20 protein-coding genes are annotated in these 26,445 nt (G+C 47.6%); 13 read left to right on the top strand and 7 right to left on the bottom strand.

Annotation, left to right across the window (positions count from 1 at the left end):
- The first annotated feature begins 1 nt into the window (after nucleotide 1).
- The 3 genes from RGU72_RS09355 to RGU72_RS09365 all read left to right on the top strand — a co-directional run bounded on the left by RGU72_RS09355 (nucleotide 2) and on the right by RGU72_RS09365 (nucleotide 3,691).
- The gene (locus RGU72_RS09355; RefSeq protein WP_322119468.1) at nucleotides 2-400 is read left to right on the top strand and encodes a DUF2237 domain-containing protein; all 399 of its coding nucleotides are present in this window, start codon (nucleotides 2-4) and stop codon (nucleotides 398-400) included.
- Between the two features lie 141 nt (nucleotides 401-541).
- A complete protein-coding gene (locus RGU72_RS09360) occupies nucleotides 542-1,444 on the top strand; it encodes a 5'-nucleotidase (protein WP_322119469.1) in 903 nt (300 codons plus the stop codon).
- 672 nt (nucleotides 1,445-2,116) lie between these two features.
- A complete protein-coding gene (locus tag RGU72_RS09365) occupies nucleotides 2,117-3,691 on the top strand; it encodes a methyl-accepting chemotaxis protein (protein WP_322119470.1) in 1,575 nt (524 codons plus the stop codon).
- Nucleotides 3,692-3,910: 219 nt separating this feature from the next.
- On the opposite strand, the gene RGU72_RS09370 is transcribed toward RGU72_RS09365, so the two are convergent.
- Nucleotides 3,911-6,223: an NADP-dependent malic enzyme gene (locus tag RGU72_RS09370; RefSeq protein ID WP_322119471.1), complete on the bottom strand. Its 2,313-nt coding sequence runs from the start codon at nucleotides 6,221-6,223 to the stop codon at nucleotides 3,911-3,913.
- Between the two features lie 467 nt (nucleotides 6,224-6,690).
- Here RGU72_RS09370 and RGU72_RS09375 point away from each other — a divergent pair, with 467 nt between their 5' ends.
- From RGU72_RS09375 to RGU72_RS09400, 6 genes are all read left to right on the top strand, one after another.
- Nucleotides 6,691-7,170 carry a rubrerythrin family protein gene (locus tag RGU72_RS09375; RefSeq protein WP_322119472.1) on the top strand — a complete coding sequence of 160 codons (480 nt, stop codon included), beginning with the start codon at nucleotides 6,691-6,693 and terminating at the stop codon, nucleotides 7,168-7,170.
- A gap of 75 nt (nucleotides 7,171-7,245) precedes the next feature.
- The gene (locus RGU72_RS09380; RefSeq protein ID WP_322119473.1) at nucleotides 7,246-7,410 is read left to right on the top strand and encodes a rubredoxin; all 165 of its coding nucleotides are present in this window, start codon (nucleotides 7,246-7,248) and stop codon (nucleotides 7,408-7,410) included.
- 1 nt (nucleotide 7,411) lies between these two features.
- On the top strand, nucleotides 7,412-8,614 hold the full coding sequence (locus tag RGU72_RS09385; RefSeq protein WP_322119474.1) for an FAD-dependent oxidoreductase: 1,203 nt from the start codon (nucleotides 7,412-7,414) through the stop codon (nucleotides 8,612-8,614).
- A 760-nt stretch (nucleotides 8,615-9,374) separates the two neighbouring features.
- A complete protein-coding gene (locus RGU72_RS09390; protein WP_322119475.1) occupies nucleotides 9,375-9,782 on the top strand; it encodes a VOC family protein in 408 nt (135 codons plus the stop codon).
- Nucleotides 9,783-9,901: 119 nt separating this feature from the next.
- The gene (locus RGU72_RS09395) at nucleotides 9,902-11,773 is read left to right on the top strand and encodes a DUF885 domain-containing protein (RefSeq protein WP_322119476.1); all 1,872 of its coding nucleotides are present in this window, start codon (nucleotides 9,902-9,904) and stop codon (nucleotides 11,771-11,773) included.
- A gap of 215 nt (nucleotides 11,774-11,988) precedes the next feature.
- Nucleotides 11,989-12,867: an HDOD domain-containing protein gene (locus RGU72_RS09400; protein ID WP_322121603.1), complete on the top strand. Its 879-nt coding sequence runs from the start codon at nucleotides 11,989-11,991 to the stop codon at nucleotides 12,865-12,867.
- A gap of 209 nt (nucleotides 12,868-13,076) precedes the next feature.
- Here RGU72_RS09400 and RGU72_RS09405 read toward each other — a convergent pair whose 3' ends face one another.
- From RGU72_RS09405 to prpB, 6 genes are all read right to left on the bottom strand, one after another.
- Nucleotides 13,077-13,565, bottom strand: coding sequence for a cache domain-containing protein (locus RGU72_RS09405; RefSeq protein WP_322119477.1), 489 nt, complete (start codon nucleotides 13,563-13,565; stop codon nucleotides 13,077-13,079).
- 138 nt (nucleotides 13,566-13,703) lie between these two features.
- On the bottom strand, nucleotides 13,704-15,656 hold the full coding sequence (locus RGU72_RS09410) for a propionate--CoA ligase (RefSeq protein ID WP_322121604.1): 1,953 nt from the start codon (nucleotides 15,654-15,656) through the stop codon (nucleotides 13,704-13,706).
- A gap of 48 nt (nucleotides 15,657-15,704) precedes the next feature.
- Nucleotides 15,705-16,895: a 2-methylaconitate cis-trans isomerase PrpF gene (prpF, locus tag RGU72_RS09415; RefSeq protein WP_322119478.1), complete on the bottom strand. Its 1,191-nt coding sequence runs from the start codon at nucleotides 16,893-16,895 to the stop codon at nucleotides 15,705-15,707.
- Nucleotides 16,896-16,960: 65 nt separating this feature from the next.
- Nucleotides 16,961-19,552 (bottom strand): Fe/S-dependent 2-methylisocitrate dehydratase AcnD, encoded by a 2,592-nt coding sequence (gene acnD / locus RGU72_RS09420; protein WP_322121605.1) that lies wholly within the window; start codon nucleotides 19,550-19,552, stop codon nucleotides 16,961-16,963.
- Nucleotides 19,553-19,655: 103 nt separating this feature from the next.
- Nucleotides 19,656-20,804 carry a 2-methylcitrate synthase gene (gene prpC, locus RGU72_RS09425; protein ID WP_322119479.1) on the bottom strand — a complete coding sequence of 383 codons (1,149 nt, stop codon included), beginning with the start codon at nucleotides 20,802-20,804 and terminating at the stop codon, nucleotides 19,656-19,658.
- A gap of 178 nt (nucleotides 20,805-20,982) precedes the next feature.
- The gene (prpB, locus tag RGU72_RS09430) at nucleotides 20,983-21,873 is read right to left on the bottom strand and encodes a methylisocitrate lyase (protein ID WP_322119480.1); all 891 of its coding nucleotides are present in this window, start codon (nucleotides 21,871-21,873) and stop codon (nucleotides 20,983-20,985) included.
- Between the two features lie 309 nt (nucleotides 21,874-22,182).
- Here prpB and prpR point away from each other — a divergent pair, with 309 nt between their 5' ends.
- The 4 genes from prpR to RGU72_RS09450 all read left to right on the top strand — a co-directional run bounded on the left by prpR (nucleotide 22,183) and on the right by RGU72_RS09450 (nucleotide 26,179).
- Complete coding sequence (prpR, locus tag RGU72_RS09435; protein ID WP_322119481.1) at nucleotides 22,183-23,898, top strand: propionate catabolism operon regulatory protein PrpR; 1,716 nt, start codon at nucleotides 22,183-22,185, stop codon at nucleotides 23,896-23,898.
- Between the two features lie 255 nt (nucleotides 23,899-24,153).
- Complete coding sequence (locus tag RGU72_RS09440; protein ID WP_322119482.1) at nucleotides 24,154-24,528, top strand: response regulator; 375 nt, start codon at nucleotides 24,154-24,156, stop codon at nucleotides 24,526-24,528.
- Between the two features lie 11 nt (nucleotides 24,529-24,539).
- Nucleotides 24,540-25,151 (top strand): chemotaxis protein CheX, encoded by a 612-nt coding sequence (locus RGU72_RS09445; RefSeq protein ID WP_322119483.1) that lies wholly within the window; start codon nucleotides 24,540-24,542, stop codon nucleotides 25,149-25,151.
- Between the two features lie 83 nt (nucleotides 25,152-25,234).
- Nucleotides 25,235-26,179: a GGDEF domain-containing protein gene (locus RGU72_RS09450; protein ID WP_322119484.1), complete on the top strand. Its 945-nt coding sequence runs from the start codon at nucleotides 25,235-25,237 to the stop codon at nucleotides 26,177-26,179.
- The last annotated feature ends 266 nt before the right edge of the window (nucleotides 26,180-26,445 follow it).

A 26,445-nucleotide genomic window follows, 5' to 3' on the forward strand; every position in this document is an offset into this window, starting at 1 on the left:
TATGGCAAACTCCAACTCCTCGTCAACACCTGCTCTGAATGTCTTCGGACAGCCCCTCGTTCCATGCTCATTTGATCCGCTGACAGGTTTTTTCCGTGACGGCTGCTGCAAGACCAATGAGGAAGATGTCGGTACACACATTGTTTGCGCGATCATGACGGCAACGTTTTTAGCGTTCAGTAAAAGCCGTGGAAATGATTTAAGTACGCCACGACTGGAATGGAATTTCCCTGGTCTGCAACCTGGCGATCAATGGTGCCTATGTGCCAATCGCTGGCTGGAAGCATTGGCTGAAGGCGTTGCGCCACTGGTTGTTTTAGAAAGCACTAACGCCAATATGCTCAAGCTAGTCGAGTTAGAAGTCCTGCAACAATTTGATAGCCGGATCGGGCTGGAATAATGACCGTCTGGACGCAGATTCTGAGCCGTTCGTAGCGACAACCTTCGTTGTCTTCATGCATCAGAATTTTGTACGCTGTCCTCACTCGCTTTATTCATTCGTTTTCAACTTCAATCCACTATCGCTCAGATCAACCACAACATGGCTTTTTCTCTCGACAATCTGTTAGTCATCGGCATCTCTTCCCGCGCACTGTTTGATCTGGAAGTAGAAGAAGCCATCTTCCAAAACGAGGGGTTGGCGGTTTATCGCCAGCACCAACTCGCGCATGAAAATACGATACTTAAGCCCGGAGCCGGTTTTGCGCTGGTCAAAGCGCTGCTACATCTGAATACTCTGACGCCGAGTCATAGACTGGTCGAGGTTGTCATCATGTCGCGTAATTCTTCAGAGACCTCATTGCGGATTTTTAATTCCATTAAACACTATGGGTTAGATATCTCGCGTGCCGCCTTGGTCGGCGGAGCGTCCTTATCGCCGTATTTGCAGGCATTCAATCTCAGCTTGTTTTTGTCCTTGCATGAGGATGATGTGCAGGCAGCGATTAATTCGGGAGTCGCAGCAGCCTTGCTGTATCGCATGCCAGATAACCCGCAACAAGAACTGGATCAGATCCGTATAGCCTTCGATGGCGACGCCGTGATTTTCTCGGATGAGTCTGAACGAATTTTTCAGGAACAAGGCATCGAGGCATTTGAGCAACACGAACGCGACAATGCCAGCAAACCCTTACCGGAAGGCCCGTTTGCCCGCCTGCTGGTCGCCCTATCCTACTTGCAAAATAATTTTAAAACGCCCGATGGTAGAGCCTTTCCTCTACGCACTGCGCTAGTAACAGCGCGCTCATCACCAGCCCATGAACGCGTCATCCGTACCCTACGCGCCTGGAACATCGCCATCGACGAAACCTTCTTTATGGGTGGCGTGCATAAATCAGCCGTACTCGCTGCGTTTAAGCCACATATGTTTTTTGATGATCAACCGGGACATTGCGAGCGCGCCTCCAGCGTCGTTGCGACCGGGCGCGTGCCGATCAAACAATAGGTCAGCGTTTGGGGAGCTGCGTCATCGCTGAATAAGTCTTCCGCAAAATTGCGACTGCAGCATTGCAACGCCTTGCCGGAATAATTTTGCATCCGTGCCACGAAAAGGAATTACATATACTCCCCAACTATTTTTAAAAAAATAGGCTTATTGTCCAATTAATATATGGACACTTATTTATACATAGTGGGAGTATCAAAAATATCAGAGATAAATTCGCGTGCATTGAGTCAAGTCAGATCTCTAATTCAATCCCAATAATTCGAACAGCGGAGCAACTATCGCGTCCGGTTTTGCAAGCTGATACTCAGGCCAACATAGCGATGAGCCGTATTTTTCAAGAGTTGGGCACCTTGCCCATCCTAGTGTTTGTTCAGAACCCCACAAATATGACGTGCACATTTCAAACGTTGCGCTGACGCTACAAATATTAGCAAAACAAAAATTGCCTTCAATGACTTGTTAGGCATAAGATCAAACTGCAATCACAACAACATCTAATCTCAATGTCCGTGGTCTTGATCATGATGCTGATTAAGGATAATTCTGCATTCACTGTTAGCGTCAAAAACGACGCGATAGCACCGTATTCCTGCTCCATTCGGCATTCGTTCTCCGTTACTTCAATTCGCTATCCTGCGTCGTTACTCCACCATCTTGATGGGAAAAAATATGAATTTTTTCGCTAATATGAAAATCGGTAAGCGTCTTGGTTTAGGATTTGCGCTGATCTTGCTATTTATGATGGTCTTATTAGTCATCAGTATCTGGCAGATATCTAAGGTCGCCACCACCACAGAAAATATTTTAAAAACGCCACTCACCAAAGAGCGTGTCGTCTCTGACTGGTATAGGACAATCCGCACCAGCGTGATTCGCACAACCGCAATTGCAAAAAGCACGGACAGCAATCTAAGCGCGTTTTTTGCCAATGATGCAACCGCAGCCAGCAAAGTATCTACCGAGTTACAAAAAACCTTGGAAGGTTTATTAAGCTCGGATGAAGAGAAAAAATTATTTAACGAACTGAGTATCACGCGCAAAAAATACATCATCGCGCGCGATGCCATTGCCAAAGCAAAAGTAGATGGGCAAGTGGATGAAGCTAATCAAATGTTAGAAAAAGACTTCACTCCTGCCGCAAAAAGTTATCTGGATTTATTACAGCAACTACTCGATATGCAACGCACAACGATCAATCAGATGGCAGACAGTGTTCAGCAAATTGAGGATCAAAGTCGTAATATTTTAATCAGCTTGGGTAGCGTTTTATTTGTCCTTGGATGGTTGCTTGCCTGGCGTCTTGCGGTCGGCATTACTAGACCACTCAGTCAGGCGGTGGATATTGCCGAGACCATAGCCTCGGGTGATCTGACCTCACACATTGAGTCCGGCGCACGTGATGAGACGGGTCAGTTACTCAGATCACTTCAGGCGATGAACGATAACTTACTCAAAATTGTAAGTCAGGTCAGAGCAGGTACTGACACCATTGCCAATGCCTCGGCAGAAATCGCCACTGGCAACCTCGACTTATCCAACCGCACTGAACAACAGGCAGGATCATTAGAAGAAACGGCCTCAACAATAGAAGAACTCACAGCAACCGTCAGACACAACGCGGAGAGTGCGCGTCAGGCAAATCAGTTAGCCGTATCTGCATCTGATATTGCAGTACAGGGCGGCATGGTGGTTGATCAAGTCGTTGAGCGCATGGGCTCGATTAACGAATCTTCCAAAAAAATTGTGGACATCATCAGCGTGATTGATAGCATCGCTTTCCAGACCAATATTCTGGCGCTGAACGCTGCGGTAGAAGCGGCTCGTGCAGGTGAGCAAGGACGCGGCTTTGCGGTGGTTGCCTCCGAGGTGCGTAATCTGGCACAAAGAAGCGCAAGTGCCGCCAAAGAGATTAAAACCTTGATTGATGATTCGGTAGAAAAAGTCGATAACGGTAGCAAGCTGGTAGAAAAAGCTGGTGCTACCATGGTAGAAATTGTCGCCAGCGTCAAACGCGTAGTGACGATCGTGGGCGAGATTACCTTAGCAGGACAAGAGCAAAGTTCTGGCATCCAGCAAGTGAATGATGCGATAGTCCAGATGGATGAAGCTACTCAGCAAAATGCGGCCTTAGTAGAACAGGCAGCAGCAGCGGCGCAATCACTGCAAGATCAGGCGGCTAATCTGGCCAACGTCGTACATCAATTCAAACTCAATGATAATCAACAATTGAGGCTAATCAATTGAATCTTTCTGTCGCTGAATTAGTCACTGCATACGTGTACGGGAATGACAAAAATTCGACGAAAATTCGACGAAAAGGCGACAAAAAAGCGACAAAAAATGCAAACGAATAGATCAATAAAAAAAGCCGGGCATCTACAAAAGATGTCCGGCTTTTTTATTTTGGGAGCGACCTGATTTAAATAACTCGCCTCAAGTTTTTACACCATCCAGCATACTAAATTAACGCTGCGCTACCGCATCCACCACGCACAAGGCTGTCATATTCACGATACGGCGTACCGTCGCTGATGGCGTCAGAATATGGACTGGCCTAGCGCAACCCAACAAAATCGGACCGATCGCAATGTTGTTACCAGCGGTAGTTTTGAGCAAGTTATAAGAAATATTGGCTGCATCAATATTTGGCATCACCAGCAAATTAGCATCACCACTGAGCGTCGTATTTGGCATCATTTTTTTACGATAGGCTGAGTCCAACGCGGTATCGCCATGCATCTCGCCATCGATTTCCAGATCTGGCGCATCACGCTGAATGATCGCTAATGCCGCCCGCATTTTTTGTGCGGATTCGCTATTGCTAGAACCAAAATTAGAATGCGATAACAGAGCAGCTTTTGGTAATAATCCAAAACGACGCATTTCTTCTGCCGCCAGAATAGTAATCTCTGCGATTTGCTCTGCAGTTGGATTTTCATTCACATGCGTATCCACCAAAACCACCTGACGGTCTGGCAAAATTAGGCAGTTCATCGCCGCATTTACTTTGACGCCTTCCCGTTTGCCTAATACCTCGTTGATATATTTCAGGTGCAAATTAGTGGTGCCAAATGTGCCGCAAATCATGCCATCGGCATCGCCCTTGTGGATCATCATTGCGCCGATCAAGCTGTGGCGGCGACGCATTTCTAACTTAGCATATTGCTCGGTCACGCCTTTGCGGCAAGTGATCTCATGATACGACTGCCAGTAGTCGCGGTAACGTGGATCAAACTCAGGATTGATGACTTCAAAATCGACGCCGGCTTTTAAACGCAGACCAAATTTTTCGATACGCTGATCCAGAATATTCGGGCGTCCAACCAAAATCGGCTTAGCCAATTTTTCATCCACAATCACTTGCACCGCGCGCAGTACACGCTCTTCTTCGCCTTCGGCATAGACAATACGTTTGCGCTCGTCCGGTGCTTTTTTCGCCACCTGGAATAGCGGCTTCATAAAGGTACCGCTGTGGTACACAAACTGCTGCAACTTGTCGGCATAAGCCTGCATGTCTTTGATCGGACGCGCTGCCACGCCAGACTCTTCTGCCGCCTTGGCAACCGCAGGTGCGATCTTGATCATCAAGCGCGGATCAAACGGTTTAGGGATCAGATACTCTGGACCAAACGATAAATTGCTGATGCCGTAAGCAGAAGCGACGACGTCAGATTGCTCTGCCTGCGCCAGCTCTGCAATGGCATGGACGACCGCGATTTCCATCTCACGCGTAATCGTCGTTGCGCCGCAATCTAAGGCACCGCGGAAGATGTATGGGAAGCACAACACGTTGTTAACTTGATTGGGGAAATCAGAACGCCCAGTTGCCATAATGGCGTCATCACGGACGGCTTTCACTTCCTCAGGCAAAATCTCTGGCGTTGGATTTGCCAGAGCAAAAATCAACGGTCTGTCCGCCATCGCTTTAACCATGTCTTGCTTGAGCACTCCAGCGGCAGACAAACCGAGGAAAATATCGGCACCAGGAATCACTTCTTTCAAACTACGGGCGCTGGTTTCTTGCGCGAAGCGTTCTTTGTCCGGGTCCATCAATTCGGCACGGCCTTTGTAGACGACACCAGCCAGATCCGTGACAAAAATATTTTCTAACGGGAAGCCAAGATCAACGATCAGATCCAGACAAGCCAGCGCCGCAGCCCCTGCGCCAGAAACTACCAGTTTACAGTTTTTGATATCTTTACCGACGACTTTCAGACCATTTAAAATCGCCGCGCCAACAATGATCGCGGTACCGTGCTGATCATCATGGAAGACCGGAATCTTCATGCGGTCACGCAATTTACGCTCGATATAAAAACATTCCGGCGCTTTGATATCTTCTAGATTAATCCCGCCAAAGGTCGGCTCCAGCGAGGCGATGATATCGACTAATTTGTCAGGATCAAGCTCATTGATTTCGATATCGAAGACATCAATACCGGCAAATTTTTTGAACAGAACGCCCTTCCCTTCCATCACTGGCTTGGATGCCAGCGGTCCAATATTGCCTAAACCCAAGACGGCAGTACCGTTTGTGATCACGCCAACCAGATTACCGCGGGCCGTGTATTTAAAGGCATTGGCTGGGTCAGCGACGATTTCTTCACAGGGCGAGGCAACACCTGGAGAGTAGGCCAACGCCAGATCGCGCTGATTTGTCAATTGTTTAGTGGGAGTAACGCTGATTTTGCCCGGGGTTGGAAACTCATGGTATTCCAGCGCAGCCTGGCGCAATTGTTGACGCATTAGTTCTTTTTGATCTACTGACGAATCCATGCTTTGTTGCCTCTCTTATTGTTTATTTACTGCAATCTGTCGGTTGGTCTGTGATTTTAGCAGAGGGAATACTCTAACTTTATACGTATTTGTACGACTCTCATGACTTTTACGCATAACTTAATGCGTTTTTTTATGCTGAGCTAGTAAAAATCTAGGGAGGCCAGTTGAATTTCAAGCGGGATTTAAAGCTAGGCTCAATCCTGGATTTCATTCAAATCATAGCTAAAATAAAAGTAAACCCAAAACACTATAGCAATTAACTATCAAATAGAAAGAAACAATCAATTTCCCAAATTGATTAATATTTTCTATCATTCGTTTCAGATTGATAGCAATCAAAAGCAAACCAGCCTTGATCGCGGAAATATCCGAACAGACATCGGAAGAAACAGCCGAAGAAACAGCCGAAGCAACATCCATTGCAATTTACATTCGTAGTATCGATTTTCATCCAGGAGAGCCAAATGAGTAATGTAGCCAACCCATCCGTCACCATCCAAAACCTCGAAGCCGCATTTGCAGGCGAGTCGATGGCCCATATTAAATATCGCTATTTCGCTAAACTGGCACGCGCTGCTGGTGCAGAAGATATCGCACTTGCATTTGAAACCACTGCAGAGCAAGAGATCATGCACGCATTTGGTCACCTTGATTTGCTGTACCCTAAAGATCAATTGACGCCAGAAAAATCCTTAGAAATCGCCATCGAAGGCGAAACCTATGAATATACTGAGATGTATCCAAAATTCCGCCACTTAGCGATAGAAGAAGGCAATCACGCTGCCGTTGCGGAATACGACGAACAAATCGCAGAATCCAAAGTCCACGCAGAACAATTCAAGCGGACTTTAGAAATTGCGGCAAAACGTTTCGCCGCATTGGCTAAGGTAGAGGAACGCCATGCCAATCACTATCGCGCCGTATTAGCAGCAGCCCAAGCTTAATTTTATCGTCGCCATATTGATCTATATAGTGATCTATAACGTCATCTATTTACCTTTTTAAGAATTGAGAATTGTATGAAAACATATCAATGTGTTGTTTGCGGTTTTATCTATGATGAGTCAGTAGGTATGCCAGAAGATGGCATCGCTGCCGGCACCCTTTGGGACGACATCCCAGCCGACTGGGAATGCCCGGATTGTGGCGTCGCCAAGGCTGACTTCGACATGGTAGCGATCTAAGATGAATCCTATCGTCATCATCGGTACCGGCTTAGCTGGCTACAGCGTGGCTCGTGAATTCCGCAAGCTGGACAAAACAACGCCTCTGCTAATCATCACAGCCGATGATGGCGGTTTTTATTCCAAACCTATGCTGTCCAACGCGTTTGCGCAAAACAAGCAAGCCAGGGATTTGATCAGCCAGAGTGCGGAACAAATGGCGGCGCAAGTCAGCGCCACTTTGCTGACTAAAATGACGGTCGATCATATCGATACAGCAGCAAAAACAGTCGTCACTAAAGCCGGTAAATTTGAGTACAGTCAGCTCGTCATCGCATTAGGTGCTCAGGCAATCCGCTTGCCAATTGCGGGCAATGCCGCCCACCAAGTACTGTCGGTCAACAACATTACTGACTACACCGCATTGCGGGACAAAATGACCAGTAAAGGCGAGAAAGCCAGCGTCGTGATTTTGGGTGCAGGTTTAATCGGCTGTGAATTTGCCGATGATTTGGCCAGTGCGGGGCATGCCGTCACTCTGGTTGACCCCAATGTGTTGCCGTTAGCAGCACTAGCACCGCAAGCAATTTCAGAAGGTTTACAAACGGCATTACTGCAACGCGGTATCCGTTTAGAACTAGGGACTACCGCCAGTAGCGTGGATGCCTTAGTAACTAATATGGCGGAGAGCGATGCCTTGCAAGTTAGCCTGGCAAATGGCAAGCAAATTCAGGCAGATATTGTCTTATCCGCAGTCGGACTACGCCCGGACTTGCGTCTGGCAAGCGCCTCTAATATCAACACCGATCGCGGGATTTTGATTGATGTGTATGGATTGACCAGCGCTGACAACGTATTTGCACTAGGCGATTGTGCTCAGTACAGCATGGGCAACGGGGTACAGCAAGTATTGCCCTATATTGCGCCCATCATGACAGCCGCCCGCGCGATTGCCCGCAGCCTGACCGGTGAGTCGACCAGCATCGACCTGAAACCAGCGCCAGTGATCGTCAAAACTCCGAGCTACCCCGTTGCACTAATTCCACCTGCACCGCATGCAGTTGCAAATGGACGCTGGGAAACGGAGAAAGAAGAAGCTACGACGATTAGCCGTTTCTACGATTCCGGCAACCGACTCTCTGGCTTCGGCGTTGCGCCGCAAGACAATAAGCTGAGAACGCGTTTGCTGGCAGAACTGGCTGCTGTGAATGCGCCTGCGGTATAAAGTGTTTGATTGAGTATTTAATTGTCTGTTTAGCTTAAAGCGAAGGACTGAGGCGACAAAGGATCATCCCTTTAAGAGTCACCTCGTAAAAAATCCCCGATACGTCGGGGATTTTTTTGGTCGATACACTTGTTTTATGCAAGTCTCAAAGTATCTTCATTCAACCTAGAAAGGGCAGTTGGACGAGTCTGAGTGTGCATTTTTTCGGTTTCCCAGCAAGGCGAGACGAGGCGCAAGCTTCACCTTGCAACGAGGAGCAACGCCGCTGGGGAGCCGAAAATGTGGGCAATCAGATTCGTAGCGTTCTCGCCAAAACGGTGATGGTGAAAACACTGACATGATTCAATTGAATCAAATACTTAATTACACTGATGAGCGGTCAACTGCCGTTTCTAGGTTCAATATACTCCCCTTTATTTTTATCAAAAATATCTTAAAGACCAGCATTCCTATGGACGATTAAAATATACCTACCCCCAGTATTATTTAAAGACTGAGTATTCTTCAAACTTATTGTCCGCAGTTATTACCAAAAATTTCAGAAGCTACACTGTTAATGTCGAAGATTATTGCCAAACATCTACGTCGCATATCGATTTATTAGCCTCCACTTTTGCCACCGTTTTTGCAACAGCGTTGGCTAACAAGGAACTTACTTTCAAATAGCTACTCCTAGCTGCGCCTGATGTATGATTCAAAGTCGCTGCATTTGCGTCGTAGCCATCCGAAAAAAACCACAATCCATCGCAAGGAGACCATCATGCAAATCAATACCTACCTCAGCTTTAATGGCAATTGTGAAACCGCTTTCCAATTTTATGAACAGCATTTAGGCGGCAAAATAGGGATGATCCACCGGTATGGCGAATCACCGATGGCAGATCAGTGTCCGCCATCCGCTGCCCAGCTAATCATGCATATGCGGATGGAATTAAATGGTCAAACCTTGATGGGCTCGGATTCGATGTCAGACCACGCTTATGAGGGTATTAAGGGCGTTAATTTATCGATCGGTGTTGATGATGTGGCTGAGGCTGAGCGACTGTTTGCTGCGCTATCGATCAATGCACAAAAAATCATCATGCCTTTGGATAAAACATTTTGGGCGGCGCGCTTTGGCATGCTGATAGATCAGTTTGGCGTGCCTTGGATGGTCAACTGCGAATAAGTATTTTGTGGCGACGGACACCATAGCGCCACTGCATAGTCTATTTTCCTTAGCTATTTTTTAGCTGTTTTTATTTAAGCTTTCTTCTTATTTTTATTTCCTTTGTTAGGACGAATTACATGCGTAAGTTTGCTTCTCTGCCTGGTTTTTCTAATGTTGCTGGTCTTTATCTTTCTCTAGGCGTCCTTAGTATTTCCTTGAGTACAGCGTTGCTGGTAAGTCCTAATGCCTTTGCTAATCAAGCAGAGAAGGAAGCAAATTTAACGACAGCGACCAGTCCAACATCCAATAAAGTAGGGAAGCAACTTAATACTCTTGCAGAAAATTACTATAACCAGGCAGCAGGTTTTGAGCCCTTGTCAGCAACCTTCAATGGCGATAACCGTTTTGATGATCAATTGCCGATGACGCTAGTGCCAGCGGTCAGAGCACGTCAATTAGCGATGGTGAAAAAAGTAGCGCAAGAGTTGGTACGCATACCTCGCGCTGCGCTCAGCGCGGCAGATCAGGTGACTTATGATTGTCTCGATTATGAAGTGCAATCATTGTTAGCGATGGCAGGTTTTAATGATCGCTTAATGCCGATCAATCAGATGGACAGCATCCCTGTGACACTGGCTAATTTTGCGGGTGGACAAAGCTCGCAACCGCTACAAACGCCAGCCCAATATGAGCTCTTTTTGAAGCGTGTTTCTCATTTACCAGCGTGGATAGATCAGGCGATCTTGAATATGCGTGAAGGGATCAAAAAAGGCATTGTCTTACCGCGTGCGCTGGTCGTTTCTACCCTGCCCCAGTTAAAAGTCCTGGTCACAGAATCGGCCGAAAATCATCCTTATTACGCACCGGTTAAAAACTTCCCCGCCAGTTTTAGTGATGTCGATAAAACGCGGCTGACGGCGGCGTATCGCGCCATGATTACGCAGAAAATTTTGCCGTCGCTGAGCAAGCTCAATACTTTCATGCAAACGGATTACCTCGCTGCCAGCCGCAGCAGTTCTGGACTGGGCGTTTTGCCGAACGGCGCCAAATGGTATCAGGCCTTGGTGCGCGATCAGACCACCACGAATCTCGATCCAGAAACGATTCATGCGATCGGTTTGAAAGAAGTCGCCAGAATTCAAAATGAATTTGTTTTACTGGGACCAAAACTCGGTTATAGCGGCGATCCAAAAGGTTTGCCAGGATGGATTGCGACGCAAAACGAATATCGCCCGTTTAAGACCGAGGCAGATGTATTAGCGGGATATCGCCGTATTGATGCCGTGATCAGAACCAAGCTGCCGCAGCTGTTTGGCCGAATCCCAAAATCGCCGCTGGATATTCGCCCTGAACCAGAGATCAGCCGTTTGACCGCATCCGATCATTACTCAGCGCCTGCAATTGATGGTTCGCGCCCAGGTGTTTTTTGGGCTGTGATTAACGATCCTAAAGAATATCCGACCACAGAAATGACCACCTTGTTTTTACATGAAGGCCAGCCTGGACACCATTTCCACTTGGCGTTGATGCAAGAATTGGATATTCCTAAATTCCGCAAATTTGGCGGCAATAACGCCTACACTGAGGGTTGGGCGCTGTATGCCGAAACCTTGGGTAAAGAGATGGGCTTATATGAAGACCCAAATGCCTATCTGGGACATTTGACCGATGAGTTGTTACGGGCATCACGTCTAGTCGTCGATACAGGCTTGCATGCAAAAGGTTGGACAAGGGAAGAAACAATTAAATACCTTCAGGCAACATTGGGGTATGATGAGGCATCAGCCTTAAATGCTACGGAACGATATATGGCATGGCCGGGTCAGGCGCTTGGCTATAAAATTGGTTCACTTAAAATAATGGAACTCAGGCAGCGCGCTATGAGTAAGCTGGGGACAAAATTTAATTTACGCAGTTTTCATGATGCCATTTTGAGTGACGGCACCTTGCCATTAGCTTTATTAGAAGCCAAGATGGATAGATGGATCGCGGAGCAACAAAAGATATAGAATAATTTACAATATTCGTGATAACTTATAGCCGATGACGACAATGTGTATGTTGCACAGCAGCTTGTTGGCTATGAGTTTGCATATTTGCTGATATTAAAATTAAAGCTCTTATGCTAAGGCTCTTGTAACACTACTGTCGTATTGAATCAGAATTGGAATCAGGTCCGGCACTGCCGGTGTGTATTTATACCAATGCCAATATGAAATCTGCCATGGATAAAACGGAAGCCCTCAACAGTATCGTCGCCGAGGCCAATCGCGGAGAATTAATTTTCTCTACTAACGTGACTGCCTCTCTCAAAATTCAGCAAGTGCTGGATACGCCTGATTGTAGTGTCGATACTGCGGCCAAGTTGGTCATGAACGAGCCTCTGCTAGCGGCACGCGTAGTGGCAATCGCCAATTCAGCCGCGTATAGCCGGGGCACAGAAATTACTAATGTACGTTCTGCAATTGCCCGGCTAGGCTTTAGAACATTACGTTCTATCGTTGCCAGTTTAGTGGTACGCCAACTTGCTGGCACCAGCAAAGACCCTATGTTACGGGCGATGGCAAACCAGTTGTGGGAACACACTGCGCAAGTCGCTGCTCTGTCGCAAGTCATCGCACGACGCATTACCAAACTTGACCCTGACACCGCGATGTTTGCCGGGATAGTGCATGAGGTTGGTGGTTTTTATATGTTGTCACGCGCCGAAGAATTCCCCTGCCTGCTCGACAACCAACTACAACCGCCATTAACAGATCTACCTGCTTTCGCGGACACCATTATCGAAAGCACGGAAGAGACGCCAGAAACAATTATTGGACGCGTCGTCTTAAAGAATCTGCTGCTGCCGCAACCTGTACTCGATGCAGTAGAGGCATTATGGTATGGATTACGCGCCATGCCGCCAGAGACCCTGGGAGATACGCTGCTGCTGGCGAACGAACTGGCATCCGTCCATTCGCCATTAGAAATACGTTTCGACAGTGCTGCCATCCAATATGCATCAGAGATTGACTTCGTCGTCGGTGACGGCACTCTCAATAGCATTCTGGAAGAATCTGATGAAGAAGTACGGTCACTGACTGCGGCGCTGTTAGTTTAATAATCTACGCAATTACTGTACACGGAAGCACACGAGATTTTTATAGCGCGAAAATAAAGCAAAGTCAGACAAGTAAGGTAAAGCACAAAAAAAAGACCTCCGGCATAGTGAAATGTCGGAGGTCTTTTTTTATCAACCTAAATCAACCTAAATCAAGCTAAATCAAACTTGATCAGGCTTTGTCAGCGGACATCAACTTCAGTCAATTTTTATTTCACGACATAGGTACCGACACAGACCATCGTCTCGCCCTCACCTTTTTCGCAATACGATTTTTTCAATTCATAATCTTTTGTATTAGGATTAGTGAACTTGTAAGGACCATACCAGCCCTTTTGTTTTTCTTTAACGACATTAATCATGCCTTGGATGAAAGCGTTACCGTCAACGTCTTTTAAGCCAACCAGATTTTTGCCGACCATTTTAGGGTTTGCACCTTGCGCCAGACAGTTACCTTTAAAGTCGTAGACAAAAATATACAAGTCACGGTCTTTAAATGCGCCATTCGGATGATCAGTAAAAGTGGCATAGGCTTTTTCAGTTCCGCCAGATTTAATCAGTGCAACAGCTTGCTTGACCATAGCCTCTGCTTCCGGCTCCGATCCTCGTTCAGCTGCTGCAAAGGCGCTGGTAACTAACAAAGCGCTCAATGTCACACTGCATGAGATTCCGGCCATGTATTTTGATATTGTTGCCATTTGTACTCCCCCGTTATTGTTTAAGAAGTTTCAGTATGGATACATATTTGCCGCGTCTCAAGTAATTGATTGTTAAATACGGTCAATTTAAAAACGCCGACAGTAACAACATTACCACCAATATAGGCGCGTTTGTCATCAACTCATAATTGCCAATTTGATCTGGTCTAACGAAGTAGGGTCTTCTATGGTCGTTAAATCACCCGCATCGCGCCCCTCACAAATTGCCTGAATCGAGCGACGTAATAATTTGCCCGATCGTGTTTTTGGTAAAACCGTCACAAAATGGACACGCGCTGGCCTGGCGATGCCGCCCAAATGTTTGTCAACTACTGCAATCACCTCAGCTTCCAGTACCCGTCTGGATTCTTGTGAGCTCGCAATCTCAGGATTTTTTAAAATCGCAAATGCAATAGCGACCTGTCCCTTTAATTTATCTTCCACGCCAACTACAGCCACTTCGGATATTTGTGGATGACTAGAAATACTTTCTTCAATTTCACGAGTTCCCAAACGGTGACCAGCAACATTAATTACATCATCAGTACGTCCCAAAATAAAGTAATAACCGTCAGCGTCTTTAATGCCCCAATCGAATGTGGAATATAACTGCGCTTGTGGAAAATTACTCCAATAAGTCTGCACAAATCGCTGATCATCACCGTAGATCGTCTGCATGCAACCTGGCGGCAAGGGGCCTTTGATCGCAACAACCCCTTTTTCACCAGCGCCGCACTCTTCTCCTGTTGATTCATTGATGATTTTTACGTCATAACCATACATAGCGACACCGGGGCTGCCGAGCCGGGTCTCTTTGTATTCGATACCACGCGCAACGGACAAAATTGGCCAGCCAGTTTCTGTCTGCCAGTAATTATCAATAATGGGCACCCCAAGCTCTGTCGCAATCCAGCTTGAGGTTGTCTCATCTAAAGGTTCGCCCGCCAGATATAAAGCTTTGAGCGAAGACAAGTCATATTTTTTCATCAGCTCTGACGGATATTTTTTCAAAACCCGCACAGCCGTGGGTGCCGAGAACATCCGCGACACTTTATATTTTTCGACGATGCTCCACCATACGCCAGCATCAGGACGTATTGGCGTACCCTCATACATAATCGTAGCCATACCAGCGATCAGAGGGCCGTACACGATGTAGGAGTGTCCGACGACCCAGCCGATATCTGACGTGGCGAAGTAAGTTTCACCTGGATGACTGCAAAAAATATGCTTCATCGACGATGCTAATGCAACGGCATAACCGCCCACATCGCGCTGCACGCCTTTGGGTTTTCCGGTAGTACCTGAGGTGTACAGCACGTATGAAATGTCGTTTGATTCCAGCCAGGTAATTGGCACATTTGCCGAAGCATGCGGCTCCAGATACTGCCGTCGTAAAGAGGCGTAATCAGCATCGCGTCCAGTAACGAGTTGCATTTTTTCCAGACCGCGATCAACTAGCAAAACCTGGCTTGGCTTGTGAGTCGCCATCACAATGGCATCATCCAGTAGCGGCTTATATGGCACAGACTTACCGCCACGCATCCCTGCATCTGCTGAGACGATCAGCACGGGCTTGCAGTCATCAATCCGCGTTGCCAGACTTTTAGATGCAAAGCCACCAAATACGACAGAATGAATCGCGCCGATACGCGCACAAGCCAGCATCGCAAAGGCAGCCTCAGCGATCATCGGCATATAGATCAATACTTGCTGACCTTTGCGCACGCCCAACGACAACATGATGGCTGCCATGCGCTGCACTTCTGTATGCAGCTCCGCAAAGGTATAGGTTTTTTCTGTATTAGTTTCTGTCGAAATCGCAATCAGTGCGGGCTTGTCCCCCTGCGTTTCTAGCCAGCGATCTACGGCGTTGTAACAGAGATTAGTCTTGCCACCGACGAACCATTTTGTGAACGGTGGACGGGAATCATCCAACGCTTGTGAATACGGCTCTTCCCAATGGATCAGCTCTGCCTCCTTATGCCAAAACGCCTGCGTATCGTTGATCGATTTTTGGTAAAAGTCTGCAAAGTTCATATTGTCTCCATTGGGATTATTGCTGTGCCTCGCGCATTTTTGATTTTTTATTATTGGCGTTAATTTTTATTTCTTTAGCAGTTGGAACGGCTTCAAAGCTCAGAACGAGTCGCCTGGTACACGTACCCAACCTTCCATCAAAATACGTGCACTGCGGCTCATGATGGCCTTTTTCACAGCCCATTCTCCATTGACCTGCGTAGCTTCCGCACCGACGCGTAAAGTGCCTGAAGGATGGCCGAAGCGAACCGCTGTCCGATCGCCACCGCCAGCGGCAAGATTGACTAGCGTGCCGGGAATAGCGGCGGCAGTACCAATTGCCACTGCTGCGGTACCCATCATCGCGTGATGTAATTTGCCCATCGACATCGCACGTACTAACAAATCGATCTCGGCCGCCGCGACTTGTTTGCCGCTAGATGACACATAATCAGCAGGTTGAGCAACGAAGGCGACCTTCGGCGTATGCTGCCGGTTCGCCGCTTCATCAACCTGCTTGATGAGTCCCATGCGGACTGCGCCGTAGGCACGTATAGTTTCGAATTTCGCCAGTGCGACAGGATCGTTATTGATCGCATCTTGCAACTCAGTTCCTGTATATCCGATGGATTCTGCGTTCACAAAGATAGTCGGAATACCGGCATTGATCATCGTCACTTTGAGTATGCCAACGCCAGGCACATCCAGGTCATCAACCAAATTCCCGGTCGGGAACATAGAGCCACCAGCACCGTCTTCATCCGCTGCCGGGTCCATAAATTCTAGCTGTACTTCTGCTGCAGGAAAGGTCACACCGTCAAGTTCAAAATCGCCGGTCTCTTGCACTTCGCCATTGGTAATCGGTACATGTGCGATGATGGTTTTGGCGATATTCGCTTGCCAAATTCGGATCACAGCAACACCGTTTTGTGGAATGCGACTTGCGTCCACCAATCCTGCACTAATCGCAAAGGAACCAACCGCCGCAGACAGATTGCCACAGTTGCCGCTCCAGTCAACAAAGGCTTTATCGATCGCGACCTGACCGAACAGGTAATCCACATCATGATCCGCCTTGGTACTTTTGGACAGGATGACTGTCTTGCTGGTACTCGATGTCGCACCTCCCATACCGTCAATCTGCTTGCCATAAGGATCAGGGCTACCGATGACGCGTAAGAGCAAAGCATCACGCGCTGCACCAGAGACTTGCGCTACTACTGGCAAATCCTGCAAGCGAAAAAAGACACCCTTGCTGGTTCCACCGCGAATGTAGGTCGCGGGGATTTTGATTTGTGGAACGTGGGTCATGCTAATTCCTATTGATCTTTGCGACATTTAATACGGAAGGGTGCGCATGGCATACCCTAAGCTTCTTAGATCGCCTTTGTTGATTCTAGAAAGTCCTGAGCAAAACGCTGCAATACACCGCCCGCTTCGTAAATCGATACTTCTTCCGCTGTATCCAGACGACAAGTCATCGGCACTTCAATACGTTCGCCATTTTTACGGTTGATCACCAATGTCAAGGTGGCACGAGGTGTACGCTGACCAATGACATCGAAGGTTTCAGTGCCATCAATTTGCAAAGTCAGGCGATTGACACCCGGTTTAAATTCCAGTGGCAATACACCCATCCCAACCAGATTAGTACGATGAATACGTTCGAAACCCTCTGCCGCAATTGCCTCTACACCCGCCAGACGCACGCCTTTTGCCGCCCAGTCACGTGAGGAACCTTGTCCATAATCCGCCCCTGCGACGATGATCAGTGGCTGCTTACGCTCCATGTAGGTTTCTATCGCTTCCCACATGCGGGTGACTTTGCCTTCTGGTTCAATGCGTGCCAATGAGCCGGCTTTGACTTTGCCGTCTTCCAATACCATTTCGTTCTTCAATGTCGGGTTCGCAAATGTGGCGCGCTGTGCTGTCAAATGATCGCCGCGATGCGTTGCGTAGGAATTGAAATCCTCTTCCGGCAAACCCATTTTTGCGAGATAAGCGCCAGCAGCGCTGTCCAGCATAATGGCATTCGATGGTGATAAATGATCGGTCGTAATGTTGTCCCCCAATACGGCCAATGCACGCATCGCCTTCATCGTGCGAGGTGCTGCGAGCGCGCCTTCCCAATACGGCGGACGGCGGATATAGGTGGTTTGTGGACGCCAGTCATACAGCGGAGTAAGCTTTTCACCATTGTCGGCCTGAATCGCAAACATGGGCTCATAGACTTTACGGAATTGTTCAGGCTTGACGCTGGATTTGACGATGGAATCAATTTCTTCATCGGTGGGCCAAATATCTTTCAGGCGAATTTCTTTGCCATCGACCACAGTCAACACATCTTTTTCAATATCAAAACGTACGGTACCGGCAATTGCATATGCCACCACTAAAGGAGGTGAAGCAAGGAAGGCTTGCTTTGCATATGGATGGATACGTCCATCAAAATTACGGTTACCCGACAACACCGCAGTCGCATATAAATCACGGTCAATAATCTCTTGCTGAATGACAGGATCCAGAGCACCGGACATACCATTACAAGAAGTACAGGCATAGGCCACAACGCCAAATCCAAGTTTCTCCAAATCACCCATCAAGCCCGCTTCTTCCAGATACAAAGTCACTGCTTTAGAACCCGGTGCGAGTGAGGATTTGACCCAAGGCTTACGCGTCAAACCAAGCCTGTTAGCGTTGCGCGCCAGCAAAGCAGCTGCGATCACATTACGTGGGTTACTGGTATTGGTGCAACTGGTAATTGCAGCGATGATGACTGCGCCATCCGGCATCTGTCCTGGTACATCATCCCATTTACCTGCGATACCTTTGCTTGCCAGATCAGCAGTGGCAACACGTGCATGCGGGTTGGACGGGCCGGCCATATTACGTACTACGGAAGACAGATCAAATTTCAGTACCCGCTCATACTCAGCTGTCTTCAAGCTATCTGCCCACAAGCCAGTGTGCTTGGCATACGTCTCCACCAGTTTGACTTGTTCATCTTCACGTCCAGTCAATTTCAGATAGTCGATCGTTTGTTGGTCGATAGAAAACATCGCTGCGGTCGCGCCATATTCCGGTGCCATATTGGAAATCGTTGCACGGTCGCCAAGGGTTAATGCAGCAGCGCCTTCGCCATAAAATTCGAGATACGCGCCAACCACTTTTTGTTTACGCAAAAACTCGGTCATGGCCAGAACGACGTCGGTCGCCGTAATATTCGGTTGTGGACGACCAGACAGTTCTACGCCGATAATATCTGGCAAACGCATCCACGAGGCACGACCCAACATCACGTTTTCTGCCTCTAAGCCACCAACACCAATCGCCAGTACACCCAAGGCATCCACATGTGGTGTGTGACTGTCAGTACCGACTAGAGTATCGGGGAAAGCCACGCCATCTTTGATCTGAATCACCGGAGACATACGCTCCAGATTGATCTGATGCATGATGCCATTACCCGGCGGGATCACATCGACATTCTTGAACGCTTTTTTAGTCCAGTTGATGAAGTCGAAACGATCTTCATTACGACGGTCTTCAATCGCACGATTTTTATTGAACGCATCGGGATCAAAACCGCCACACTCCACTGCCAGCGAATGATCGACAATCAACTGTACAGGCACCACAGGATTGACCTGAGCCGGATCACCACCTTGGTCCGCAATCGCATCACGCAAACCGGCCAAATCAACCAGCGCAGTTTGTCCGAGAATGTCGTGACACACCACACGTGCCGGGAACCACGGAAAATCCAGATCACGCTTACGTTCAATGAATTGCTTCAATGAGTCGGTCAGTGTCGCCGGATCGCAACGACGTACCAGATTCTCGGCAAGAACACGAGATGTGTATGGCAACTTATCATACGCACCAGGCGCAATCGCATCGACTGCGGCACGCGTATCGAAGTAATCCAGCGTAGTGCCTGGGAGTTGTTTGCGGAATTGAGTATTCATCATTCAGTCAGTCTAAAATAATCGAATCGCAGCAGCCAAGAAAGTGGCAGGTATGTCATGTGCATCCACCAATTTCTTGTTTGCTAGCTAGCGAAAAAGCTGTTTACTTACGGTCTTTCAGCGCCACAAATTGCAAATCTTCAGGACCAACATAATTCGCGCTTGGACGAATGATCTTGTTATCGATACGCTGTTCAATGATGTGTGCTGCCCAGCCGGAAGTGCGCGCAATGACGAACAACGGTGTGAACATGGCAGTTGGCACGCCCATCATGTGATAAGACACGGCAGAGAACCAGTCCAGATTCGGGAACATTTTTTTGATATCCCACATTACTGTTTCTAAGCGTTCAGCAATATCAAACATTTTGGTAGAGCCTGCCTCAACCGACAACTGACGTGCGACTTCTTTGATGACTTTGTTACGGGGATCAGACACGGTATAGACCGGATGTCCAAAACCAATCACCACTTCTTTATTTTCTACCCGCTTTTTGATGTCCGCTTCTGCTTCATCCGGATTGTCGTAACGCTTCTGAATTTCAAATGCAACTTCATTAGCACCACCGTGTTTTGGTCCGCGCAAAGCACCAATGCCGCCGGTGATAGCGGAGTGGATATCAGAGCCTGTACCAGCGATCACGCGGCAGGTAAATGTGGACGCGTTGAACTCGTGTTCTGCATATAAAATCAGCGACGTATGCATGGCTTTTTCCCATGATGCGCTTGGCTTTTTACCGTGCAACAGATGCAGGAAATGTCCACCAATAGAATCATCATCCGTCTCGACGTCTATCCGTTTGCCGTTGTGACTAAAGTGGTACCAGTACAGTAGCATGGAGCCAAGAGACGCCATTAACTGGTCAGCGATATCACGCGCGCCTGGCGTATTGTGATCATCTTTTTCTGGCAAGGTGCAACCTAAAACCGAGACACCCGTGCGCATGACATCCATCGGATGGGCAGACGCTGGCAGAGCTTCTAGCGCTGCTTTCATATTAGCGGGCAAACCGCGCAAGGATTTCAGCTTGTTTTTATAGGCTTTAAGCTCAGCGATATTAGGCAATTTGCCGTGCACCAGCAGATGCGCAATTTCTTCAAACTCGCAGGCATCTGCAACGTCCAGAATGTCGTAGCCGCGATAGTGCAAATCGTTACCAGTTTTGCCGACGCTGCACAGAGCAGTGTTACCGGCAGCAACACCAGATAAGGCAACGGATTTTTTTGGTTTGAAAGGAACGGCTTCAGTCATCGTGTTCTCCACAGTTAAATATGAATATACTCCCAATCAGTATAACTAGACTGTCCAATGATTCTATGGACAATTAGCCTATTTATCAAAAAATAATGGGGAGTATATTGTTTTAATACAATTAATCACTTAGTTCTTGGCCTGGATTTACAGGCATATACAAAAAATTAAGCACAACTTATTTTGCTTTTTGCTGCATAAACAAGGCATCCAGCTTTTGCTCAAAATCATAGTAGTTAATACGCTCATACAATTCCATGCGGGTTTGCATGGTATCGACCACATTTTTTTGTGTGCCGTCACGACGGATCGCGGTGTAGACACTTTCGGCTGCCTTGTTCATCGCGCGAAAAGCGGACAACGGGTATAGCACCAAGCCCACATCGGCAGCGGCTAATTCTTCCACTGTGTACAACGGTGTAGAACCAAATTCTGTGATGTTCGCCAAGACCGGCACTTTGACTGCCGCGGCAAATTGCTTGTACATCGCCAGCTCTGTAATCGCCTCAGGGAAAATCATGTCTGCACCCGCTTCTACGCAGGCAATGGCACGTTCCATCGCAGCTTCCAGCCCTTCCACTGCCAGCGCATCAGTACGCGCCATGATGACAAAACTCTCATCAGTACGCGCATCCACTGCTGCTTTGATGCGGTCTACCATCTCTTGCTTGCTGACAATTTCTTTATTCGGACGATGACCACAACGCTTGGCGCCGACCTGATCTTCGATATGCATCGCTGCAGCGCCAAACTTAATCATCGACTTGACCGTGCGCGCCACGTTAAAAGCTGAAGAGCCAAAACCAGTATCCACGTCCACCAGCAAAGGCAGATCGCAGACATCGGTAATCCGGCGGACATCCGTCAAAACGTCGTCCAAGTTGGAGATGCCCAAATCTGGCAGCCCCAACGATCCCGCAGCGACACCGCCACCCGATAGATAAATCGCCTTAAAACCTGCTCGTTTCGCTAACAAAGCATGGTTAGCATTGATCGCGCCGACCACTTGTAGCGGCGATTCTTCTTGCATCGCCTGACGAAAACGGGCTCCAGCGGAGAGTTGATTCATGATGTGACCTTTCAAAAAATTATGCAGTATTTCGTTTTACCAATACGGTTTTACTAGCCTTGCCTTTGCAATCAATATGCCAGTCACATTAGTTCATGCACGATTTTTATCAAGCACCATACAAATCAATGACTTAAAGTTAAATCATCAGATAGTAATTTCCTGCAAAAAGCAAATTTGTTTCAAATCAATGTTTCAACTGAACCATAAGGAGTAAAATGAAACGCCACTTGAAACATCTTTTGAAACATTGCATGAAACACACATTGCAACATACCCAGTAATATCACTCACAGAATCTGGCTCATCATGCGCTCACCTCCACCAATTGCACGTGACAGCGGCGACAAACCCGTTATCTGGACGGTTTCTATCTCGCGCTTGTTCGATCTATTCCGCGACATCATGGTCGAATACGATGGCAGCGCGACCATCGAACCATTACATCTCGGATTTGAAGAAGCCGCCCAACATATCCGCCAGCGCCTGCTCACGGAACGTTGCGATGCAGTAATTGCTGCCGGATCGAATGGCGCCTATCTCAAAAATCGTCTACCGATTCCCGTCGTCATTGCCAAAGCCAGCGGCTTTGATGTCATGCAAGCCTTAGCGCGTGCGCGCAAAGTTTCTGCCGAGATCGGCTTGATCACCTATCAAGAAACGATGCCAGAACTGGTCGAATTCAAAAATACGTTTGGTTTTAAGCTGGAGCAACGCACTTATGTCACCGAGGAAGATGCGCGGGCACAAATTAGCGAACTGAAGGCAAATGGCATCAAAGCCATCGTCGGCGCAGGCCTGATCACGGATTTGGCGCAAGAAGCGGGTTTGACCGGCATCTTTATGTACTCAGCCGAGTCTATCCGCCAATCCTTCGAAGACGCCTTAGAAATCGCCCGATTAACCCGTCTAGAATCTGCCCGAGGCAGGCATCATCCGGCGGCAGAATCCTTACGTGCACGCCACAATCTCTCGGATCTGCGCGGCGAGTCTGCTGCAATGCTAGCAACCCGCCAGTCCATTATGCTTTTCGCCCGCTCCCCGGCAACCGTCTTACTGCAAGGCGAAACCGGCACTGGTAAAGAACTCGCCGCACAGGCGATGCATAAAGAAAGCCCCAGAGCACGCCACCCTTTTGTCGCCGTCAATTGCGGCGCGATTGCAGAATCTTTATTAGAGTCAGAATTGTTTGGCTACGAAGACGGCGCTTTTACCGGATCGCGACGCGGTGGTCATGCAGGCTTATTTGAGGCAGCCCATCGCGGCAGCTTGTTTTTGGATGAAATAGGCGAAATGCCTTTGAGTCTGCAAACCAGATTGCTGCGCGTTTTGGAGGAACGCGAAGTGGTCCGGGTTGGTGGCATACGCCCGATTCCGGTGGACGTCCGGATTATCAGTGCCACTCATTGCGATCTGGATGCCAGGATAAAAGAGGGTCGATTCCGCTCCGACTTGTTTTACCGTCTGGCTGTGCTGCGCCTGCAGTTGCCAAGCTTACGGGATCGTAAGGACGATCTGGTGCCATTGGCAGAATGGTGCCTGAAACAGGCGCTTGCGAACCTTGGCAAACGCCCACACGCCAATCTTCATGCAGAAATATTAACTTGCAGCAATTTATTGGCGCGCCATGACTGGCCAGGTAATGTCAGAGAACTACGTAATATGATGGAAAGACTCGCCTTGTTTTTAGCTGCAGAACCTTTACAAGCGTTAACGCCAAGTCTGCTGATGAAGGTAGCTCCCGAGCTTGCATCGGGGCTTACACCTGAGCTTGTACAGGAACTTAGTCCGGGGCTTGTGTATGGTGAGATTAGCAAAGTAATTAGCAACCGAGTTGCTACGGAAGCAGCATTAGCAAATCTATCAGAAGATACGTCAGACATTCTGCAGGCAAATTTAAACGGCGCATCCTTAGAAAAAGTCATGCAACATTTTGAGAATAATCGTGAAGCCGTTGCGCATTATTTAGGGATCAGCAGAACGACCTTATGGCGTAGGTTAAAGAATGCAAAGATTGTGTCTTAACCCAGATTTCCCATCAGACCGCTACCGCTGCGCATAAACACAAATGGCATGCGGTGTGCAGGGCAATAACACCACTGCGATATCAGTGCAAACGCTACAGAGACAATTACACCTTTGGCGAACTGCCCGGCGTTGTTCTAATGGAAAATCTGGGTTGATGTTGCCAAATCAGGTGTTACTTCGCATGCCCCTTCGGGTAAAATGCCTGTAACAAAAAACAAATAAATAAGTACTTAAGTTAAGAAAGTAATGCGCATGACATCAATCACAAAAAAATTACTGATCGTGGATGACAGCAAAGTATCCCGTATGGTGATCAAAGCCCACATTCTGGCCAAGCATGCAGATTGGATTATTGTCGAGGCAGCAACGGGTGAAGAGGCCATCCTCACTGCTGATAAAGAATTACCTGATTTTTGTACGATGGATGTCAACATGCCCGGCATGCTAGGCACCGACGCCGCAGAGAAAATTCTGGGTCAACATCCTTCCATGCGTATCGTGATTTTTTCAGCCAATATTCAAGAAACCTTACAAACCCGCGCACAAGCTTTGGGCGCTGTTTTTGTCGCCAAGCCAGTGACAGAAAAATCGATCGCAAACGCACTGACTCATTTTCTAGGCAGCTAAGTTAAATCCTTATGAATACTTTAACTGAACTTCATCTCGACGCACTTAGCGAAGTATTTAATGTCGGCGCCGGCAGAGCCGCAGCCAGCCTGAGCGAAATCGTCGGCGATGAAGTAAGGTTATCCGTACCCAAAGTCGAGGTCAGAAAATCGACCGAGATTGATGCCTCCATCATGGCGATTGCAGGCAATCGCTTTGGCGCAGTGACGCAGCAATTTACAGGGCCATTTGACGCTGAAGCGGTGTTGATCTTTACAGAAGATCATGCGCTGGAAATTGTGCGCGACATGATGGGCTCGCAAATGAGCATAGAAGAATTGGCAGAGTTTGAACAAGAAGCCATGTGCGAGCTAGGCAACATCATACTCAATGCGTGTTTATCTGCCGTCGCAGACATGCTCGATATCTCGTTCAACAGCTCGTTGCCACACTATGCGATTGCCTCGACTGAGGATCTGTTTAAGCGCATTGCTCAGACTACGGAACATCCCTATATTCTGGTATTGCATATCGATCTGGCGATAGAAAAACGCCATTCCGAAGGCCACCTGGTTTTCTTGCTGAGTTCTGCATCATTAAAAAATCTCGTTGATCAAATTGACCGTTTTTTAGGTAACATCTGATGACTGAATCCGCAGGGGAACCGGTCAACAGTTCCCAGCAGCTTCTTGTAAAAAAAGCTGACCAAATTTTTAACACGATTAACATGGGCTTGATTCTTGTCAACGCCGATGAACAAGTGTTGATGTGGAATGACTGGATGGTCAAGCACAGCGATGTCAGTACCGACCAAGCAATCACAAAAAAACTCGCTGAAGTGTTTAATGAAAGCCCGAGCGCGGCTTTTTTAACCTCGCTCCGCAATACCTTAAATTACGGCTTGCCTGTCGTATTATCGAACGCTCTGCATCGCTCGCCGCTGGCCTTATATGATCCCAGCGAACTGAGTGACGACCGTGTACGTATGCACCAATCTATTTCGATCACACCGTTATTTTCTGATGATGAAGAACGCTGTTGCCTAATCCAGATTACCGACTCCAGCGCCTCCATCAAGCGCGAAAAAATGTTGCGCTCACACTCAGAGATATTGAAGAAAGAAGCTAGTACCGACAGCCTTACCGGCATCTACAACCGGCGCTTTTTTGACGAGCATTTTGCAATTGCGATGGCGCATTCTCGTCGCCAAAAATTACCCTTATCGATCTTTATGTTGGATATTGATTTCTTTAAAGAGTACAACGATTTTTACGGTCATATCGCGGGTGACAAAGCGCTTATCAAAGTCGCAAAAACATTAAAGACACAGCTCTTGCGTGCGACCGATATCGTGGCACGTTATGGCGGTGAAGAATTCGTTCTGATGATGCCGAATATGCCAGAACAAGGTGCGATGCAATTTGCGGAGAAAATCCGTGCTGCGATTTTTGATATCGCCATTCCACATACCAAATCCCGGATTTGTCAGCAAATCAGTATCAGTATCGGCGTCAGCACGTATTTGAGTGATAAAGATATTTCACTCCATAATTTGCTGGAAGCTGCCGATGCAGCGCTGTATAAAGCCAAACAAAGTGGTCGTAATCAAAGCCATTATTTAGCATTAGAGCACGAACAAAATCCAGCTCCGACCGACACTAAAGATGTGTAGTGCTTATTGAACAAAATTGAATAAAATTGAGCCGAGTTAAGAAAAATAGCTTAGTGCAGATGTAATTATCTTGCTCTTTTTCTCCGATCTCTTTTGCATTACTTTACGCTTCGCTGTTGCTCTTTAATGTTGTTCACCACTTGTTTCTTCTGGGTGTTCGATCAATTTATTGAATATACTCCCCAATTTATTTTACAAATATGACTGATAGTCCAATGAATATATGGACGACTAAAATATACCCACTACCAGTATTATTATTTCAA

The organism is Undibacterium sp. 5I1 (assembly GCF_034314085.1).
Classification (GTDB): Bacteria; Pseudomonadota; Gammaproteobacteria; order Burkholderiales; family Burkholderiaceae_D; genus Undibacterium.

Coding starts and splice junctions, on each gene's coding strand:
- RGU72_RS09355 (WP_322119468.1), top strand. CDS start 2: ATGGCAAACTCCAACTCCTCGTCAACACCTGCTCTGAATGTCTTCGGA.
- RGU72_RS09360 (WP_322119469.1), top strand. CDS start 542: ATGGCTTTTTCTCTCGACAATCTGTTAGTCATCGGCATCTCTTCCCGC.
- RGU72_RS09365 (WP_322119470.1), top strand. CDS start 2,117: ATGAATTTTTTCGCTAATATGAAAATCGGTAAGCGTCTTGGTTTAGGA.
- RGU72_RS09370 (WP_322119471.1), bottom strand. CDS start 6,223: ATGGATTCGTCAGTAGATCAAAAAGAACTAATGCGTCAACAATTGCGC.
- RGU72_RS09375 (WP_322119472.1), top strand. CDS start 6,691: ATGAGTAATGTAGCCAACCCATCCGTCACCATCCAAAACCTCGAAGCC.
- RGU72_RS09380 (WP_322119473.1), top strand. CDS start 7,246: ATGAAAACATATCAATGTGTTGTTTGCGGTTTTATCTATGATGAGTCA.
- RGU72_RS09385 (WP_322119474.1), top strand. CDS start 7,412: ATGAATCCTATCGTCATCATCGGTACCGGCTTAGCTGGCTACAGCGTG.
- RGU72_RS09390 (WP_322119475.1), top strand. CDS start 9,375: ATGCAAATCAATACCTACCTCAGCTTTAATGGCAATTGTGAAACCGCT.
- RGU72_RS09395 (WP_322119476.1), top strand. CDS start 9,902: ATGCGTAAGTTTGCTTCTCTGCCTGGTTTTTCTAATGTTGCTGGTCTT.
- RGU72_RS09400 (WP_322121603.1), top strand. CDS start 11,989: ATGGATAAAACGGAAGCCCTCAACAGTATCGTCGCCGAGGCCAATCGC.
- RGU72_RS09405 (WP_322119477.1), bottom strand. CDS start 13,565: ATGGCAACAATATCAAAATACATGGCCGGAATCTCATGCAGTGTGACA.
- prpF (WP_322119478.1), bottom strand. CDS start 16,895: ATGACCCACGTTCCACAAATCAAAATCCCCGCGACCTACATTCGCGGT.
- acnD (WP_322121605.1), bottom strand. CDS start 19,552: ATGAATACTCAATTCCGCAAACAACTCCCAGGCACTACGCTGGATTAC.
- prpC (WP_322119479.1), bottom strand. CDS start 20,804: ATGACTGAAGCCGTTCCTTTCAAACCAAAAAAATCCGTTGCCTTATCT.
- prpB (WP_322119480.1), bottom strand. CDS start 21,873: ATGAATCAACTCTCCGCTGGAGCCCGTTTTCGTCAGGCGATGCAAGAA.
- prpR (WP_322119481.1), top strand. CDS start 22,183: ATGCGCTCACCTCCACCAATTGCACGTGACAGCGGCGACAAACCCGTT.
- RGU72_RS09440 (WP_322119482.1), top strand. CDS start 24,154: ATGACATCAATCACAAAAAAATTACTGATCGTGGATGACAGCAAAGTA.
- RGU72_RS09445 (WP_322119483.1), top strand. CDS start 24,540: ATGAATACTTTAACTGAACTTCATCTCGACGCACTTAGCGAAGTATTT.
- RGU72_RS09450 (WP_322119484.1), top strand. CDS start 25,235: ATGGGCTTGATTCTTGTCAACGCCGATGAACAAGTGTTGATGTGGAAT.